This is a genomic window from Dokdonia sp. Dokd-P16 (assembly GCF_003095655.1).
Classification (GTDB): domain Bacteria; phylum Bacteroidota; class Bacteroidia; order Flavobacteriales; family Flavobacteriaceae; genus Dokdonia.
Genome location: NZ_CP029151.1, coordinates 3,023,167 through 3,041,532 on the forward strand (window position 1 = coordinate 3,023,167; position 18,366 = coordinate 3,041,532).

Annotated in this window: 16 protein-coding genes; 11 read left to right on the forward strand and 5 right to left on the reverse strand. The window is 32.7% G+C overall.

Annotated elements, in window-relative coordinates:
- Positions 1 to 2: 2 nt before the first annotated feature.
- From DCS32_RS13480 to DCS32_RS13490, 3 genes are read left to right on the forward strand one after another with little or no spacing between them, the layout of a single operon-like run.
- Positions 3 to 1,316, forward strand: coding sequence for a hypothetical protein (locus DCS32_RS13480; RefSeq protein WP_108878751.1), 1,314 nt, complete (start codon positions 3 to 5; stop codon positions 1,314 to 1,316).
- Positions 1,252 to 1,986, forward strand: a complete 735-nt coding sequence (locus DCS32_RS13485; RefSeq protein ID WP_108878752.1) for a phytanoyl-CoA dioxygenase family protein — start codon at positions 1,252 to 1,254, stop codon at positions 1,984 to 1,986. Before DCS32_RS13480 ends, DCS32_RS13485 begins: the two co-directional genes overlap by 65 nt.
- 4 nt (positions 1,987 to 1,990) lie before the next feature.
- The gene (locus tag DCS32_RS13490) at positions 1,991 to 2,749 is read left to right on the forward strand and encodes a glycosyltransferase family 2 protein (protein WP_108878753.1); all 759 of its coding nucleotides are present in this window, start codon (positions 1,991 to 1,993) and stop codon (positions 2,747 to 2,749) included.
- A gap of 29 nt (positions 2,750 to 2,778) precedes the next feature.
- Here the strand turns inward: DCS32_RS13490 and DCS32_RS13495 are convergent, their stop codons facing one another.
- Positions 2,779 to 3,687, reverse strand: coding sequence for an aldo/keto reductase (locus DCS32_RS13495; RefSeq protein WP_108878754.1), 909 nt, complete (start codon positions 3,685 to 3,687; stop codon positions 2,779 to 2,781).
- 278 nt (positions 3,688 to 3,965) lie between these two features.
- Here DCS32_RS13495 and DCS32_RS13500 point away from each other — a divergent pair, with 278 nt between their 5' ends.
- The 5 genes from DCS32_RS13500 to DCS32_RS13520 are packed head-to-tail and all read left to right on the forward strand — an operon-like array spanning position 3,966 to position 11,277.
- Complete coding sequence (locus tag DCS32_RS13500; protein ID WP_108878755.1) at positions 3,966 to 4,928, forward strand: MraY family glycosyltransferase; 963 nt, start codon at positions 3,966 to 3,968, stop codon at positions 4,926 to 4,928.
- Between the two features lie 3 nt (positions 4,929 to 4,931).
- On the forward strand, positions 4,932 to 6,062 hold the full coding sequence (locus tag DCS32_RS13505) for a DegT/DnrJ/EryC1/StrS family aminotransferase (protein WP_108878756.1): 1,131 nt from the start codon (positions 4,932 to 4,934) through the stop codon (positions 6,060 to 6,062).
- Between the two features lie 8 nt (positions 6,063 to 6,070).
- A complete protein-coding gene (locus tag DCS32_RS13510; protein WP_108878757.1) occupies positions 6,071 to 8,068 on the forward strand; it encodes a polysaccharide biosynthesis protein in 1,998 nt (665 codons plus the stop codon).
- 38 nt (positions 8,069 to 8,106) lie between these two features.
- Positions 8,107 to 8,880 carry a polysaccharide biosynthesis/export family protein gene (locus DCS32_RS13515; RefSeq protein ID WP_108878758.1) on the forward strand — a complete coding sequence of 258 codons (774 nt, stop codon included), beginning with the start codon at positions 8,107 to 8,109 and terminating at the stop codon, positions 8,878 to 8,880.
- A 9-nt stretch (positions 8,881 to 8,889) separates the two neighbouring features.
- A complete protein-coding gene (locus tag DCS32_RS13520; protein ID WP_108878759.1) occupies positions 8,890 to 11,277 on the forward strand; it encodes a GumC family protein in 2,388 nt (795 codons plus the stop codon).
- A gap of 70 nt (positions 11,278 to 11,347) precedes the next feature.
- Here DCS32_RS13520 and DCS32_RS13525 read toward each other — a convergent pair whose 3' ends face one another.
- Positions 11,348 to 12,070: a tyrosine-protein phosphatase gene (locus DCS32_RS13525; RefSeq protein ID WP_108878760.1), complete on the reverse strand. Its 723-nt coding sequence runs from the start codon at positions 12,068 to 12,070 to the stop codon at positions 11,348 to 11,350.
- Between the two features lie 46 nt (positions 12,071 to 12,116).
- Between DCS32_RS13525 and DCS32_RS13530 the strand changes: the two genes are divergently transcribed.
- Together DCS32_RS13530 and DCS32_RS13535 are read left to right on the forward strand one after the other, a co-directional pair.
- Entirely contained in the window at positions 12,117 to 13,475 is a 1,359-nt protein-coding gene (locus DCS32_RS13530) for a capsule assembly Wzi family protein (RefSeq protein WP_108878761.1), read from the forward strand.
- A 286-nt stretch (positions 13,476 to 13,761) separates the two neighbouring features.
- Positions 13,762 to 14,832: an NADH:flavin oxidoreductase/NADH oxidase gene (locus tag DCS32_RS13535; protein ID WP_108878762.1), complete on the forward strand. Its 1,071-nt coding sequence runs from the start codon at positions 13,762 to 13,764 to the stop codon at positions 14,830 to 14,832.
- Between the two features lie 254 nt (positions 14,833 to 15,086).
- Here the strand turns inward: DCS32_RS13535 and mnmE are convergent, their stop codons facing one another.
- Complete coding sequence (gene mnmE, locus DCS32_RS13540) at positions 15,087 to 16,475, reverse strand: tRNA uridine-5-carboxymethylaminomethyl(34) synthesis GTPase MnmE (RefSeq protein ID WP_108878763.1); 1,389 nt, start codon at positions 16,473 to 16,475, stop codon at positions 15,087 to 15,089.
- Positions 16,476 to 16,551: 76 nt separating this feature from the next.
- On the opposite strand from mnmE, the gene DCS32_RS13545 reads away from it, so the two are divergent.
- Entirely contained in the window at positions 16,552 to 16,917 is a 366-nt protein-coding gene (locus DCS32_RS13545) for a DUF4870 domain-containing protein (RefSeq protein WP_108878764.1), read from the forward strand.
- Here the strand turns inward: DCS32_RS13545 and DCS32_RS13550 are convergent.
- The gene (locus DCS32_RS13550) at positions 16,910 to 17,188 is read right to left on the reverse strand and encodes a DUF3817 domain-containing protein (protein WP_013752231.1); all 279 of its coding nucleotides are present in this window, start codon (positions 17,186 to 17,188) and stop codon (positions 16,910 to 16,912) included. The two genes, DCS32_RS13545 and DCS32_RS13550, sit on opposite strands and share 8 nt — an antisense overlap.
- 63 nt (positions 17,189 to 17,251) lie before the next feature.
- Positions 17,252 to 18,355 carry an esterase-like activity of phytase family protein gene (locus DCS32_RS13555; protein WP_162533662.1) on the reverse strand — a complete coding sequence of 368 codons (1,104 nt, stop codon included), beginning with the start codon at positions 18,353 to 18,355 and terminating at the stop codon, positions 17,252 to 17,254.
- Between the last annotated feature and the right edge of the window lie 11 nt (positions 18,356 to 18,366).

An 18,366-nucleotide genomic window follows, 5' to 3' on the forward strand; every position in this document is an offset into this window, starting at 1 on the left:
ATATGAAGAATTTATTGATACATAAAAACAAGAATTTATTTTTTTCCTTAGGTATCTATTTATTTATTTTTTTTGTTGTACCGTTTTTATACCACCTTGCTAATCCACAAGCCTTTATTGTACAATTTCAAGGAACAAGAGATTTTTCTTCATTGATCTACCTCTTTATCTTATTTGTGATAATATTGATCTCATATAATTTAACCTCTTTTAAATTACCTCGCATAACATTGCCGACTATAATGTTTAATTCAAAACTTGTTGCAGCATTACTACTGGTTTTTTTAGTCATTTCTATTTATTTCTATATTAATTTTAGTTTTAAATTTAGACATACTGGTGAAGGGTTAACAGCAGCGGGAAATGACATTATTGTTTTGAGTTTGCTGAAAATATTCTTTAAAGCGTATCTCTTCATTTCTTTGATATACTATATTAAATCAAAAATTATTTTAGGTAAATGGTATGTCTATATTGTTATTGCTGCTTCCTTTTGGCTTTCTAAGTCTGCTTCTTCCGATATCCCTATTATTTTAGTATCTCTGCTTTTTGGAGTTAAAAAACCTAACTTACTCATCCAGAATACATCAAAGTTAAATTTTAAGCTAAAAATTTTTAACAATTTATTTTTTAGATTAATTTTAATTTTACTTTTAGGTTTTGGAATTATATTTATGGGATTTGCGAATAAAATAGGTTTTGAAAAAGCACAAGAAATTTTTTTTTCAGAAGCCGGTTTACCTAAAGTATTCAATTCTACGACTCTTAGACTATCTACACATTATGCTTCTAATTTTGGTGCATATAAAGCATATGAGGAAGGTAGTTATACGATTACTGATGCTCTCTCAGGAACATGGAATAACATGTACAGTAGAGCTGCATATTTGTTTAGTGGACAAGCGGTAGAAAGAGATCGTGTTTGGAGTATCAATAGAGCTAACTATTTAAATTTGTTCAACGATAATTACGGAGAAAAAACAGGCGCATCACCAGGACTTTTTGCTTCTATCTATTATACAAATAATCTAACAATAGGATTAATATTGATAAGCTTGTATATTGTAGGTGTTATTAAAGTTCTCAAGGTCTCTCTACAATTAAATACGTTGAAATTTAATTTAGCGGGTTATATTATCTGTGCATTATATTTAATGCCGTTATTCGAAAGTCCTTTTGATAACATTAATATTTTCAATACTTCTTTTGTTTATTTGTATTTTACAATCATACCTTTATTAAAAATTAATAATGATAAATCACTTAAAATTACTTCTGTCAGAAATAGGGCACAAGGGAAACTTCATAAAATCTGATTCAATAATCAAGTCTTTAAATACTAAGGGGTATCATTATATTCCCGATTTTATTATTGGTGAAGAATTAAAGCGTATAAAGAATGCTGTGGTAGAGCTTTATTCTAATGAGGATCTTGTAAAGATAGAATCGAACGGTTTTGATAAGAGGATTTATGGTGCAGATGAACGAGCAAAATTTTCTGTGCCATTACTCAATAACAAATCAAATCCTCTATATTCAAAATTTTCATTTACATCAAATCCTTTTCATTTCTTATTGTTGGGATGGATTACAAGTGGTAAAGGAAATTTAGGATCTGGCGGAGGATGGCATAGGGATAGTCCATTTGCTCATCAATTTAAAACGATTTTATATCTTACCGATGTTACCGAAGAGAATGGTCCATTTCAATTCATTGAAGGTTCAAATCATTGGAGAAACAATACTTTAGTGGCTAAAGCCCTAGGTAAATCTATAAAGGATTACCGCTTTACTAATGAAGAGATTGACTCGTTGATTGCAAAAAATATACTTAAATCACCCCAAACTTTTACATCTAAAGCAGGTGGGTTAATCATAGCAGATACTAGAGGGTTGCATAGAGGGAAACCCATTGAAACAGGAGAACGTCTAGCAGTAACCAGGTATCATTTTCATAAAGACGTACGAAGTAAATTTTATAAATAATAGAATGAGTAGACCTAAAGTTTCTATAATTACTCCAGTTTATAATGCAGCTCGCTTCATCGAGGAAACTTATAATTCTGTTAATAAACAAATTTTTCAGGATTGGGAATGGGTTCTTGTTGATGATCAATCAACTGATAATTCTTTTCAGTTATTACAAGATTTAAGTGTAAAAGATCGTAGATTAAAAGTTCATCAACTCCCTGAAAATTCTGGTTCAGGACCGGCAAGGAATTTAGCCATTGATTTAGCACAGGGAACTTATCTAGCATTTCTTGATAGTGATGATATTTGGACTAAAAATAAATTATCAAGACATGTATCTTTCATGGAAAAACATCAAGCTGCATTTTCACATACATCTTACGGTTTTATGAATGAAGCTGGTGAAGTAATAAATCAAACTTTTCATGTAAGTAATAAACCCGTTACCTATGATGATTTACTTAAAAGAACTGAAATAAGTTGCTTAACAGCGATGTATAACCAAGATTTAATTGGTAAGTATTTTATGCCAGATTTGAGAAGGAAGCAAGATTATGCTTTGTGGCTCAGTATTCTAAAAGATGGACACAATTCAATTCCCTTAGATGAAGAATTAGCTTTTTATAGACAAGTAAAGGGCTCCGCCACAAATAATAAGTTTAAATTAATAATAAAGCACCTTAAGTTCCTCAGAGAAGTAGAGGGACTAAGCCTCCTGCAATCTTTATATTATAGTTTTCATTGGGGAATTAATGGATTAAAGAAGTATTACTTATAGTAATTGTATGTAAAGATGAAGTTATGAAATCAATTTATTTGTCTTTTTAACTTTTGTATTATCTCTTGATTAATCTCACGTTGCACTACATTTATGTTTGAGTTTAAATGATGAGTTTTAGTAGTACCTATCATTGCAGCACTTACATATTGATTCTCTGTCACAAATTTTAGGGCTATTTCAGCTCCTTTCCAGTCTGGATAAGAGTTGATGTATCTATATTTATAACCTTTAAATAATTGCGGTCTATAATTCTTTAATACCCTTAGTAGGTACCAAACATCACTCAATCCTCTTATTTTAAATATATCATTGCTGTACAATCCATGAGCCATTGGGCTTTTTATCAATACACCTATGTTTTTTTTGGCGGCTTTCTTAATTTGATTATCTGCTTCTTGTTCTAGTATATTATAAGTCAACATCACTGTGTCAAAAAAGTCAAGATTAAGTACATGATCTAGAACTTTACCATCGCAAGAGACACCTATATTTCTTATCTTTCCCTGTAATTTAAATATTTCAAGTGTTTCAAATACATCATCTGTTAAATGCTTTATTTGCGGGCTATGTAATTGAAACAAATCAATGTATTCCAGATTAAGTTTCCTCAACGATGTTTCTAGGGACTCTGTAAGTTGTTTTCTAGAATAATCTTTTTTGTAAGTATTTCCTTTGACGTGTACTGTTCCTCCCTTAGTAGCTATTACTAATTTATCTCTGGGAACGTCTTTAATAAGATTTCCTAATCTCACTTCTGCATTACCAAAAGAATAAGCACTACCAGTATCAAAAAAGTTTATACCCTTATTGTAAGCTTCATGTAAAACCTTACTTGCTTGGTCTTCATTAAATGCCTTCATACCTAAAATTCCTCCTATTCCTAATCCTAGTTTAGAAATCTTTAAATCTGTTGATCCTAGTTGTTTTAATTCCATAGTAATTTTACTTCTTGACAAAAATCCGTAATATATATGAATAAACCATTAAATTTAAGTGATTCCATTATTATTGATTTTATAACCTACATTAGTTTCTTACTCTCTATTTTTTTTTAACCTCAAATTATTATCTAGCATTTTTAGAAATACAAATAATTAAATATGTATTTATGCTTTATAGTCAAAGTATCCATATATTTTTGTCATTCTTTTTAATTCTTTAAATCTATTAGAGAATACCTAGATTACAAGAGTTTAATAATTCGGTTTAAAAAATGACATATATTTTAATTTTTATAATTCTAGCAATACTTTCCTACGTCTATCTAAAATTAGCAGATAGATTCAATATCATAGATAAACCTAATCACAGAAGTTCACATACTCAGATTACTATAAGAGGTGGTGGTATCATATTCTACATAGCATTGCTTATTTTTTTCATTTCCAGTGGTTTTGTATACCCATATTTATTTATCGGCACAACTATTATTGCATTGGTAAGTTTCATAGACGATTTAAGGCCACAACCACCAGTATTACGTTTGCCAGTTCAATTTATTGCTATTGCTTTGGCTATTTATCAGGTAAGTTTAGACTTCCCTTTAATATCATTAATTCTATTATTGATAGTAGGTGTAGGGTTTGTAAATGCATTTAATTTTATGGATGGGATCAATGGGATAACCGGAATGTATTCCATAGTCATCGTAAGTTTTTTACTATTCTTTAATATTTATGAAGCTACTTTTGTAAATGTAGACTTACTGTATTATATACTTTTTTCTCTAGTTGTTTTTGGTTTTTATAATTTCAGAAAAAAGGCGCTGTTTTTTTCTGGAGATGTAGGAAGTATTTCTATAGCGGTGGTTTTGTTTTTTCTAGTCTATCAATTTTACTTTACATTAAAAGCACCAGTAGCTATTTTGCTAGTTGCAGTTTATGGAGTAGATACCGTACTAACAATCATACGCAGAATTAAGATGAAAGAAAAAATTTCAGAAGCGCATAGACATCATCTTTATCAATTATTTGTTGATTCAAAACGGTTTTCTCATATTACTACTTCATTAATATATAGTGTAATTCAATTATTATGCTGCATCATTGTGTATTACAGTTTTCAGTTGGGATTATGGGAGCAATTATTAATTATTACACTAGTTTTACTTTCGATTACCTTTTGTTATGTGTTCTTAGTTCGTTACTTTCTTAAAATGCGTGTGAAAGCATTATAAAATATGAAAAAACGTATTTATTTATCACCGCCAATTTATGGTGATCAGACCGTTTTATCTACACCATCAAGTATAAATGTTTATGATGATATCTATAAAGATATTGATGGTTTTGAGAAAATAGTCAAAGATTATTTAAATACGGATAAGCAGGTTGTTGCTCTCAATTCTGGTACATCAGCAATTCATATGGCTTTAATTCTTGCAGGTGTTGAAGAAGATGATTTTGTACTGTGTCAATCTATGACTTTTGTTGCCTGTGCAAACCCTATTCTATATCAAAGAGCAAAACCAGTGTTTGTTGGTAGTGAAGAAAGTACCTGGAATATGTGTCCAGAAGCTTTAGAACTAGCTTACCTAGAATGCGTTAAAAAAGGAAAAATCCCCAAAGCTATAATTGTAACCAGCCTTTATGGTATGTCCAGTAATATGGATGCTATTGGAAGCTTTGCTAGAAAAAACAGTATAAAGTTAATTGAGGACAGTGCTGAAGCTTTAGGTGGAGCGTATAGAAATGAAAAACTGTCCACTATAGGAGATTACGGAATTTTGTCTTTTAATTTAAATAAAATAATCACAACAGCTGGTGGTGGGATTTTAGTTGTAAACTCAATAGAAGAGAAGCAAAAAGTACTTCATCTAGCAACTCAGGCCAAAACAAATTTACCATACTATCATCATGACACCTTAGGATACAACTATAGGTTAGGTCATATAAATGCAGCCCTAGGAGTACTACAATTTAAAGAATTAGAAAATAACCTTAAGAAAAGAAAGGCCAACCATAAATTCTATGAAGAGCTATTTAAACATATTAGTGGAATATATGTCCATAAAGAACCCGATGATCATTTTATTTCCAACCACTGGCTCAGTGCTATTCTAGTAGATCCTTTAAAAACTGGTGGAATTACTCGAGAAGATATCAGACTTTTCTTAGAAAAAGACAATATAGAGTCCAGACCATTATGGAAGCCTATGCACATGCAACCGCTTTATAAGAAATTTTCATATTACGGAAACACCTTAGCTGAAAAGTTATTTAATCATGGTTTGTGTCTTCCTTCTGGTTCTAATCTTTCTGATAACGATAAAGGTAGAATAGAAAATGTTATCTTTAACCTTTTCAATTAAATGTATAGATGTTCAAACGATTAATAGAAGCCATAAATCGCCTATTTTCAGAGGAGAATAGGTTAGATATTCGGAAACTGCGCTATCTACCTAGATGGGCGGTATTGTTTATTGATATTTTTCTAGTCTTTGTTGCGCTTATCACTACTTATTATTTGCTTGAAGGTATTAATATTAAGTCGTTATTTACGCTAGACTTAAATAAACAGATAAGTATTGTAATAGGTATTAATTTTATTTTTTTATTACTTTTTAAGACATATGCAGGTTTAATAAGACATTCATCATTTATGGATGCTCTTAAATTACTCTTTGCTTCTGGAGCCACCTTTGTTTCTTTAATATTTATTAATATCCTAAGTAAAATTTTTCTGGGTGAGAAAATATTTTTGACGACAGGTATATTTTTATTTGCACTATTATCCTTTACTGCTCAATTCATTTTCAGGCTAGTAATAAAACAGCTGTATGAATCATTTAAAATTGCACAGAAAGAAGAGGAGCTTATTAAAGCAATCATCGTAGGGATTGATGACGGTGCAATTTCTATTGCGGCAGCACTAGATATAGAACATCCTCAGCGTTTTATTATTAAAGGTTTTGTTTCAAAAAGACAGAATAAAAGTTTAAGAATACTTGGTAAACCTGTATTAGAACTTAACGATGATATTAGTTTACTTACAAATAAATTAGATGCCAGTGCAATCATTTTTGCAGGTAACACAATGAATGCTGAAGAGCGTTTTTTATTAGTTAAAGACTGCTTAGAAAACGATATTAAGGTTTATAATTCCCCCCTTGTAATTAACTGGAGTGAAAAAACAACAGTAACAGATCAATTAAAGTCTTTGCAAATTGAAGATTTATTGAATAGAGATCCTATAAAATTAAACGATAAGGATAAGGCCAAAAAGATTCAAGGTAAAACAGTGTTAGTGACAGGAGGTGCTGGTTCAATAGGTAGTGAAATAGCAAGGCAAGTTGCTTCTTATAATCCTTCAAAGCTTATAGTTTTAGATCAAGCCGAGTCACCCTTACATAATTTAAGTCTTGAGCTTCTTGGGCTGTATCCTGATATCGATTTTGAATTTACAATTTGTGATGTAGCAAACCGAAATAGATTAAGAGTTTTATTTGATACTTTTAAAATTGATATTATTTACCATGCTGCTGCCTATAAGCACGTGCCCTTAATGGAGAATAATCCTTCTGAAGCTATATTAACTAATATATATGGCACTAAAAATTTGGCAGACATAGCTGCCAAGCATGAAGTAGGCTATTTTGTAATGGTCAGTACAGACAAAGCAGTGAATCCAACCAATGTAATGGGTGCTTCTAAAAGAGCAGCTGAAATGTATGTGCAATCTAAATACTTTGACGCTATTCAAGCTGGATCTTCAAAGACCAAATTTATAACAACTCGATTTGGGAATGTATTAGGGTCTAATGGGTCTGTAGTACCTCTATTTAAGAAGCAAATTAAGCAAGGTGGTCCTGTCACTATTACGCATCCTGACATCATACGTTATTTTATGACCATACCAGAAGCTTGCCAACTTGTTCTTGAAGCAGGTACGATGGGTAAAGGTGGTGAGATTTTTATTTTTGATATGGGGGAACCTGTTAGAATTATGGATTTAGCAGAAAAAATGATAAAGCTTGCTGGTTTTACGGTAGGCGAGGACATTGAAATAAAAATTACAGGTCTACGTCCAGGTGAGAAGTTATATGAAGAATTGCTAAGTGATGAAAGCAAGACGCTCGCGACTCATCATGAAAAAATAATGATCAGTGAGGATATAAGTGCTAATTATGATTATGTAAATACAGTAATTAGTAAAATAGTAAAAGCAGCTATTAAAAATAATAATAATATAAGTGTTGCTAAATTAAAATCATTGGTTCCTGAATTTAAAAGTAAAAATTCTGAATATGAAGTGTTAGATATTAATGTACATGATATTGTACCTGAAATAAACCCTTCTCAAAACATTGTGCAATAGTCAGTAGTATAGTATTTTTGCACTCCAAATTTTTATATATGTCTATTAAAGAATTGAGTAGAACTTTCTTAACATTGCTAGCTTGTGTGGCTTTTTGCTCATCTTGTATATCAAAGAAAGAGGTGCTATATTTTCAAGATATTGAAACCTTATCAGGACAAGATCAAAATACTAATTACAATACGGTGATACGTCCAGACGACCTATTATCTATAACAGTTTCTTCTCAAGATCCTGAATCTGTAGCTATATTTAATCCAGTAGCAGGTGCTGCAAATGCTTTAAGAACAACGAATGATCGTCTTGGGACCTACTTAGTAGACAAGAATGGTAATATAGAATTTCCTTACTTAGGGACATTAGCTATTGCAAACAAGACAAGAATTGAAGCAATACAACTATTACGAGATCGTATTAGAGAATTTGCTAAAGAAGCTGTTATAGATTTAAGGATTTTAAATTTTTCTATATCTGTACTTGGAGAAGTGCAACGTCCAGGGACATTTACCATTCCTAATGAAAGAATTACAGTACTTGAAGCTTTAGGGCTTGCTGGGGATATGACAATTTTTGGTGAGCGTAAAACAGTTAAAATTATTAGAGAAGAAGAAGGAGTTAAAACATACGGTGAGCTTGATTTTACTAGTATTGATTTAGTTAATTCACCTTTTTACTATCTTCAGCAAAATGATGTTATCATCGTTTCTCCAAATAAAGCTCAAATACAAAGTGGTGCCTTTAATAGAAATTCAACCATATTCATTTCTATAGCAGGTATTGTAATATCTGTGTTAACTATTCTTACTCGTTAATTATTCTTCATGCAACAACCTAATACTCAAATATCACAAGAAGACGATTTTAACCTTAAGGATGTATTGAATCAATACTTAAAATTTTGGCCTTGGTTTTTACTCTCAGCTATAATCTTTATATCACTTGCTTTCTTATATGTACGTTATAGCACGTATGTTTATCAATCACAGGCAACCATATTAATTAAAGACTCAAATAACGGTGCTTTATCTGAACTCGCAGCTTTTGAAGATTTAGGTTTAGGCGGTGGAGGATTAAGTAAGTCTGATTTTGAAAACGAAATTGAAATCATTAAGTCAAAAAGGTTAATTTCTCAGGTAGTTGATGATTTCCAATTAAATGTGAAGTACTATAGAGAAGGTAATGTTAAATCTTCAGAAGTTTTTAAGAATAGTGAATTTACAGTGGAAGTACTAAATTTGAAAGATTCTCTCAAATCTTTTATGAGTTCTGTTTACATACGACAAATTTCAGGCAATACTTTTGAAATTAAAAAAAGAGAAGATTCAAAAGGTGAAATAAAAAATTATGGAACGCCACTACCTTTAGATTTCGGAGAAATTGTAGTTTTTCCGAATAAATTGTATAAAGAGGATGGCATTGAGAAAGGAACGGACTTTACATTAGTAACCATAAGCGATAAAGCTTCAGCTATTACAAGTCTAAGAAACAACCTCTCTATTCAGGCAGTAAATAAAAATAGTAGTGTAATACAATTATCTTTTAATTCATCTGCACCTAATAAGTCTGAAGCAATACTAGATGGTCTTGTAGATGCTTATAATAATGATGCTATACTAGATAGAAATTTAGTGTCAGCAAATACCGCTCGCTTCATTGATAGAAGACTAGAAATTATTACCAGTGAATTAGATTCTGTTGAGACTAAGAATGTTGATTTTAGAGAAGATAGACGAGTAACAGATATTGCCACAGAGGGTCAAATTTTCTTGCAAAGCGCCACAGAACTACAAAAGAAACAACTAGAACTGTCTACCAAAATTGGTTTGGCAAATTCTATGAAGGATTATTTAAGTAATGAGGGATCTGAAGAATTACTTCCTGTTAATTTAGGCTTATCAGGAGATGGTTTAGCACAAGCAATTCAAAACTATAATGGTTTACTTCTAGAAAAAGAACGTTTATTAAAAAGTTCTACACCAGCAAACCCTGTGATTATAGCACTAAATGATCAAATTGATCAATTAAAGGGTAGTATTGGTTCTAGTTTAAATAATATTACTACCTCATTAGAGATAGAAGATCGTGATTTAAGAAGACAAAGTGGACGTATAGGAGGTAAGATAGCTTCAATACCAAGCTTAACGAAGGCTGCTCGTGATATCATGCGCCAACAAGAAATCAAAGAGGCACTGTATCTATACTTACTTCAAAAAAGAGAAGAAACTGCAATTTCTTTGGCAGTTACCACTCCTAAAGCGAAAATAGTCGATAGAGCATATAGTTTAAAGACACCTATTTCTCCCAAACCTAAGATTGTGTACTTAGGGGCTTTAGTATTAGGTCTGTTAATTCCATTTGGTTTTGTGTATGTAAAAACGCTTTTAGATACTAAAATACATAACCGTCTTGATGTTGAAAAGGAAGTTCCTGGTGTACCAATTCTAGGTGAGGTTCCTATTATTGATAGCAAAGAGAGTGAAACGATTACAAGTAACGATAGGTCTGTACTTGCAGAAGCTTTTAGAATTCTTAGAACTAATTTAGGGTATTTTATTAAAAGTACAGACGGAGGTCTTGGAAATACTATTTTTGTAACATCAACCATAAAAGGTGAAGGAAAAACTTTTGTAGCTTATAATCTAGCGCTGTCACTTACGAGTACAGGTAAAAAGGTATTACTTGTTGGGGCAGATATAAGAAATCCACAACTACATAGATATATTGATAAAAATGAATGGACTATAGGATTATCAGAATATTTATTTGATACTGAAGTTGATATCAAATCTATTACAAATGAAGTTTTCAATGGTGATGAACATTTTGATTTAATACTATCTGGACGTATTCCACCTAATCCAGCTGAATTATTAATGAATGGTCGTTTTGATAAACTAATTGAGGATGTTCGTGATGATTACGATTATGTGATTGTAGATACAGCACCTACGCTTTTAGTAACTGATACACTACTCATAAGCCAAAAGGCTGATATGACTGTCTATGTATGTAGAGCCGAATATACTGAGACGAATCTGCTACAGTATCCTAATGAACTTTATAAGGATGGTAAACTCAAGAACATAGCATTTGCAATCAATGGAATAAAGCTAACTAACTTTGGTTATGGAAGTAAGTATGGCTATGGTTACGGCCAAGATAAACCATCATTAATGAATAGAATTAAAAATAAGGTGGGACTGAGTTAGAACATCTGATTTTAATAGAAAAGAGGCAAAAACTTACATTAAGTTTTTGCCTCTTTTAGTTTGTAGCAAGTTACCTAAATGTCTTTGTTGTGCTCAAGCATATATCTTCTAATGCTGAACTATACTTGGCAGAAATTTGCATCTTTTCAATTTTCTCAAGATGATCAATTCTATGCGTATCTAAACCTATAAAGTCAAAAAGGTTATTTTTTAATAAGTCATAAGCTACCTTTTGTACAGATTCACCATAGTGATTTGACAAGGAAAGTCCATTGAGTTGAAGGAGACATCCTTTCTTTTTGAAGTCTCTATAAATTTCGGGGCGCTTGTGATAAAATGCATAACGCTCGGGATGTGCTAGAATAGGTGTATATCCCTGAGAACCAATTTTAAAAATTTGTTTAAAAAGATTTTCTGGTGGTTGAAAAAAAGACATTTCCACTAGTACAAAATTATCGATTAGAGGTATAAGCTCTTTTTTTTCCAAATAGGTAGTAAATACTTCATCCAGCATATACTCAGAAGAGTATGATAAATCAATGCCCTGTGTGTTTTCAATGCTTTCAAACGCATTGAAAATGGTTGTAGGTGTATTATCATACATACCCCCCATAGTATGTGGAGTAGCAATAACCTTATCACAACCTAAACTCTTATATTTTTTTAAAAGTTCCTCGCTTTTGGCTATAGTTTTAGCTCCATCATCGATTCCCGGTAATACATGACAGTGCATCTCTGGTGTACCTGACCAAATATCTAGGAATGATTTCTTTTTGTTAAAAATTCCAAACATGAGTCAAAAATACTTCAAATATTTTAGAAACTAGTATCTTCATTCTATGATTAAAAAGTTGATAAGTGTATTACTTCACATTTTTATTTTCACTTCCAGTATCACTGCGCAAGAAATATTAAATTTTTCTGGTTCTCTTGGCTCTATAGGCTTTATATCTAGTGATAGACTTCCTTTTTGGAGTTTTACTAATAGTCAAGGTTTCTTAAGTGAGTCAAGTAGTTATGGGGTTTCCGCTTTCGCGAAAGCGGACTATAGCATTTCAAATACTCATATACTCACTCTAGGTACAGGTGCTTTTATATCTGACGGATTTGATAATAATATAAGGAGAAGTGATTTGTATTTGGAATATAAAAATCAATGGATTCAATTGACTGCAGGTGCAAAACAGCTTACTCCAGAGACATACAATCTTTCTACTATAAATAATAACATTTTACAAACTGGAAATGCACGACCACTTCCCGGAATTATAATTTCCAATACGAAACCAATTAAATTATCAGAGAAATTTTCTTTAGATGCAGCGTTAGCTCATTATAATCTGAATGATGATCGCAGTACGAAAAATGCGCAGATTCATTATAAGATGATTAGGGCCAATTGGGCTATAAATGAATCAAGTTCACTATTAGTAGCGTTAAGACATTATGTTCAATGGGGAGGTAGGCTTTCTGACGGAACTAAGCTTCCTAGTGACTTAAAAGCATTTGGTAGAGTTTTCATAGGAGCCAATGGTGGTGATATAGATAACCCTAACGAGGCTATAAATGCATTAGGAAATCATTTAGGCAGTTATAGTGTTGACTATAAAAGAACACTTAACAGTGGAATATTAGCGCTCTATCATCAATCATTGTTTGATGATAGATCCGGAAGGGAATTAAATAATTTTCCTGATGGTGTTTGGGGTGTAAACTATCTCCCTAGAGGAAGTATAATGATTAAGTCTATCTTATATGAATATATACAGACCGTATCACAAAGTGGAGCACCTAGGCCTACTGAAGGTAGTGGCCAACAAAGTGGTGGTGATAATTACTTTAGCAATAGTATATATAGATCAGGATGGACATATGAAGGGGCTGTTATAGGACTTCCCTTTCTTAATCCTTTTGGTAATGCAACGGCGCCAAGCAATAACAGAATGATAGGTCATCATCTAGGTATAGCGGGATCAATAGGGAAGATAGACTATGCTATTAAGGGATCTTATATTCAGAATCTAGGAACATACACTTCACCTATCAAACCTAGACAACAAGCGCTATATAGTCATGCAACGTTTTCTTATGATACCAATATTCTCGGAATTATCAATCTTTATGTAGGAGCAGATTACATTAACGATTTCTCTAATGCTACGAGTATTGGAATAGGATATAAGTATAACTTAGAGTAATTATTTCTCAAAGTAATTTAAATATTTGTGGTAGCTTACAATTAATTAGCTCGAGCTTCTTCCGAAATTAATTTCTTCTCTACCAGTTTAAAAATTTAAATAAGGTTTGGTTTATTCTTTGTTAGTATGGGCTTCGTGTCTCTTATTATGGAGTTTTATCTTTGTAAAATGGATTGAACTTACGATTTGTAATGTCCTTACTCTTTGTTTAGATATCATATAAAAACGGTCATTCAGAAATTGAGAAAATACCCTTAGGGTACACTAATTTATAATTATAACTAATATGTCTAAAATATATACACCATTAACAATAAGAGGCTTAGAATTACCTAATAGAATTGTAGTTTCTCCCATGTGCCAGTATAGTTCGGTTAACGGAATGGCAAATGATTGGCACCTTGTTCATTTAGGTTCTAGAGCCGTTGGAGGAGCTGGGCTTATTATTACTGAGGCTGCTGCAATTTCTCCGGAAGGAAGGATTACACCTTCAGATATGGGGATTTGGTCAGATGAGCATATTAAGCCTCTTAAACGGATTACAACATTTATTAAGGAACAAGGAACAGCAGTGGGAATTCAGCTAGCTCATGCTGGGAGAAAAGCAAGTACCTTACCTCCTTGGGAAGGTAGCAAGGTGCTTAATAGTGAAAATGGAGGATGGCATCCCATAGCACCTTCTGCGATACCTTTTAATGAAGAAGGATTAATACCAAAAGAACTTTCTATAAGTGAAATAAAAGATATTATTAAGTTATTTGTAGATGCAGCTTTGAGAGCTGTTGAAGCAGGTTTTGATGTTATAGAAATTCATGCCGCGCATGGCTATCTTTTAAATCAGTTTTTGTCTCCACTAACCAATAAACGTGTAGACGAATATGGTGGTACTTTTGAAAATCGAGTACGTCTCTTGCTGGAGGTAACAGAGGAAATTCGATTAGTAATCCCTGATGCCATGGCTTTATTTGTACGTATATCTGCTACGGAATGGGCAGAAGGTGGTCATACCATTAAAGATTCCTTAAAAATCTCACAGCTCCTCAAAGATAGCGGAGCAGATTTAATTGATTGTTCGACCGGTGGCGTTGTTAAAAATCAAGAAATTCCAGTAGAAAAGAATTACCAAGTACCATTTTCTGAAGAAATCAAGAAGAAAATAAATATAGCCACGGGTGCAGTAGGCTTAATTGATAACGCCATTCAAGCTGATGAGATTTTAACTAATGACCAGGCAGATTTAATATTTATAGGAAGAGAAATGTTACGAAATCCATATTTCGGATTATTAAGTCCAGAACTGGGAGGGAAGAAGATTGCCTGGCCAAATCAATATCAAAGAGGAGAACCTAGAAAATAATTTTAATATACGGTAATCATATTTGAAACTTCTATGGCTTTAAACTAAGTATATAGGCTCTTATATATTGGATAATTAAATTAGCTTTATCAAATCTTGTAAAAAATTTGATAAAGTTGGTTTTGATTACCAGCCTTTTCTACTGTTTGGAGTAAAACAAGAGTAGCTTGTTATTTAATTGTGCATGGAATATACTAGCAACTCTTATTGAAATTACATTGAATGAATACTTGAATCGCTGAGTAAACAGCGTTTTATTTGCCGATACAGAAGTTTGCAAATATGTTCCCAAGTAACTCATCATTAGTTACTTGACCTGTAATTTCTCCAAAATGATAGAGCGCTTCTCTAATATCAATAGCCATAAGATCACCAGATAAGTCTGTATCTAGACCGTATTGTACTTTTTCTATTTCCTCAAGAGCCTTAAGTAAAGCATCATAGTGGCGGCTGTTAGTCACAATAGTTTCATCATTACGCAGGGCACCGGTATTTACAAATTCTAAAAGTTTAGTTTTAAGCTCATCAACTCCTTTATTTTCTTTGGCCGAAAGTAGATGGAGATTAGGTATTTGACTACTTATTTCTTTAATGTCACTCTCAGCTACTTGGTCCACTTTATTGGCTACAATAACAAGAGGCTTCAAAGGAAACTTATTCTTGATCTTTTCTATTTCTGTTTTAAACGTCGCTGCATTTGCAAGAAATTCATTTGCACTAAATAACAGAATTACAACTTGTGCTTGTTTTATTTTTTCAAATGTCTTTTTGATTCCTAAGCCTTCAATAACATCTACAGTTTCTCGTATACCGGCAGTGTCTATAAACCTAAAACCTATGCCACCTATTGATAGTTCATCCTCAATAGTATCACGAGTGGTACCAGCGATGTCTGATACAATGGCACGTTCCTCATTAAGTAGTGCGTTTAATAAGGTTGATTTACCCACGTTTGGTTCTCCTACAATAGCTACGGGGATTCCATTTTTTATAACATTACCGGTAGCGAAAGAATCTATAAGACGTTTAAGTACTTTAGTAATACGAGCAATGAGCTCTTTAAACTGGCTACGGTCTGCAAACTCAACATCTTCTTCAGAGAAGTCTAGCTCTAGTTCAATGAGGGATGCAAAGTTTAAAAGTTCTTGACGTAGTTGTGCTATTTCATTAGAAAAACCTCCTCGCATTTGTTGCATTGCAATCTGGTGAGAAGCTTCGTTATCACTTGCAATAAGATCTGCAACAGCTTCTGCTTGACTCAAGTCCATTTTACCATTAATAAATGAACGTAGTGTGAACTCTCCTGCTTGCGCAGCACGACAGCCTGACCTTAATAGTAACTGTATGATTTCTTGTTGAATATAATTTGATCCGTGGCAAGAAATTTCAACAGTAGGCTCGCCAGTGTATGAGTTTGTGCCTTTAAATAATGAGACTAGAACTTCATCTATAGTGCGCTCACCATCCATAATATGTCCTAAGTGAATGGTATGTGTCTTTTGCTCTGATAACACCTTGCCACTTACAGATTTAAAAATAGGGGAGGTTATTTCTAGGGCTTGAGCTCCAGAAACGCGTATTACAGCAATTGCACCAGCACCTGCTGGACTTGCTAAAGCTACTATAGTATCTTGTACATTCATCTTTACAAAATTACGTAAACGTGTAACATTTTCGCGTAAGCATATACATATATAGTATCAATCAACAATCAATCATATGGAAATCGTACAACAAACCACTTTTGCGCGTGAAGACAGAACGCTGCTAGCACTTACTCATCTATCACAACTTCTAGACTATATAACTGGTTTTGGAGGTTTTATAGTACCACTTGTTTTGTGGCTTTCTAATAAAGACCGAGTAATTGACATGGATGAGCATGGAAAATCTATTGCAAATTTTCAGATAAGTCTGTTCATTTATTGCATACTGAGCATACCTGCAATACTATTATTTGGGTTAGGTCTAGTTACTTTATTAATACTTGCAGTGTTAGGCTTTATTTTGCCTATAATTAATGCAATACGAGCTAGTAATGGGGAAGAGCCTAACTATTATATAAGTATAAAATTCTTTAAGTAGACTGGAGATATTTTTTATCCATCCAGAAAGTCCCAAATGGAATAATAGAGCATAAAAGGACGATTCCTACTGTTTTATTGTTCCATTTCATATATGATTTCATCATAATTGCCATCACTACATAGGCAAGAAATAGAAATCCATGAGCCATCCCTATGACTTTGTTAGGTGCTCCATTATCAAATATATACTTTAATGGCATGGTGATAAAAAGGATTAATAAGAATGATATTCCTTCTAATACACTGAGAATTCTAAAGGTCTTAAGCATCGTATATTTTTTAACAAAAATAAGAGCAAACTACTAATAAGCCTACTCATCAAAGAGTAACTTTCACTTAATTTCAAATAGGATTATCTGACTAAGTTGTTTTCCAAAGGAGTTAAAATTATTATCAGAAATAACGATAAGTGATCTATTCCCGTTTTTAAAATTAGGGCCAAAAGTCATTCCTTCAATATTATCTACAATACCATCTGTGAGCTGACTGCGCACGCTACTAAAATCTAATAGCAGTTTCTTGGTCGCAGGGATATAAGCGGAGTTAGAAAGACTGTTTAGGTCGTTTACATCTGTAGCATTTTTAGTTGATACTAGGTAAATCTTAACATCATTTCCACCGTCTTCATGACCCGAAGCATAAGAGCGTTCAAGAACTAGAAAAGAGTGTTTATCATATGACAAAATTTCAGTAACACCGTTTACTTCAAGCTTCCCTTTTCTAGCTACTTTATCCAGCATGTAGGCATACTCTTTAGTAAAAGTGTTGCGCTTATGGTCTATATATGCAATACGTACGGGAGAGTTTGCATCGCTAGCAGTAGGTACAATTCCATCTTGTTTAAGTGGTAACTCTGTAGCTACCCAGAATCCATTATTATCGTAATTTCTAGTAAGCGCTTCAAAAACACCATTATTATGTGGACCACTATTATCGTTTGATTGGACAAGATATCGAGATGGAATTGTAAAAGCATTTTTAAATTTTCCATCTATACTAGCTACTCTTATAAATGGGTTGATGCCTTTACTTATATTCCCTTCGCTAGACCAGATAATGTCATTTGATACTGTAACACGTAGCGACTCAGGATCTGCTTGCCCAGCGTTAAAAGCAAGACCTGTGTTATCTTTAAGACTTACCACTTTAGTAAATATGGGTGCTTGCAATTTGCCACCTTGAATAGGAATATCAGCCATATAAAATCGCGGATCTTTTCTATCATCACTTATGATATACATTTTACCATCCATATAATCGATGCTTGATAGCCCGCCTACGGCTGCTCCTTCATACATTTTATCACTTGGTATGATAACTTCATTTATAAAATTAAGTTTATTTATTTCGAAAATCTCCTTTGGTAGGGTGTTAACAGATTTACAAGAGAGTACAACTGTTACAAATAGGAGAGAAAAGATATATTTAATTGACATTTGAGTGTGAA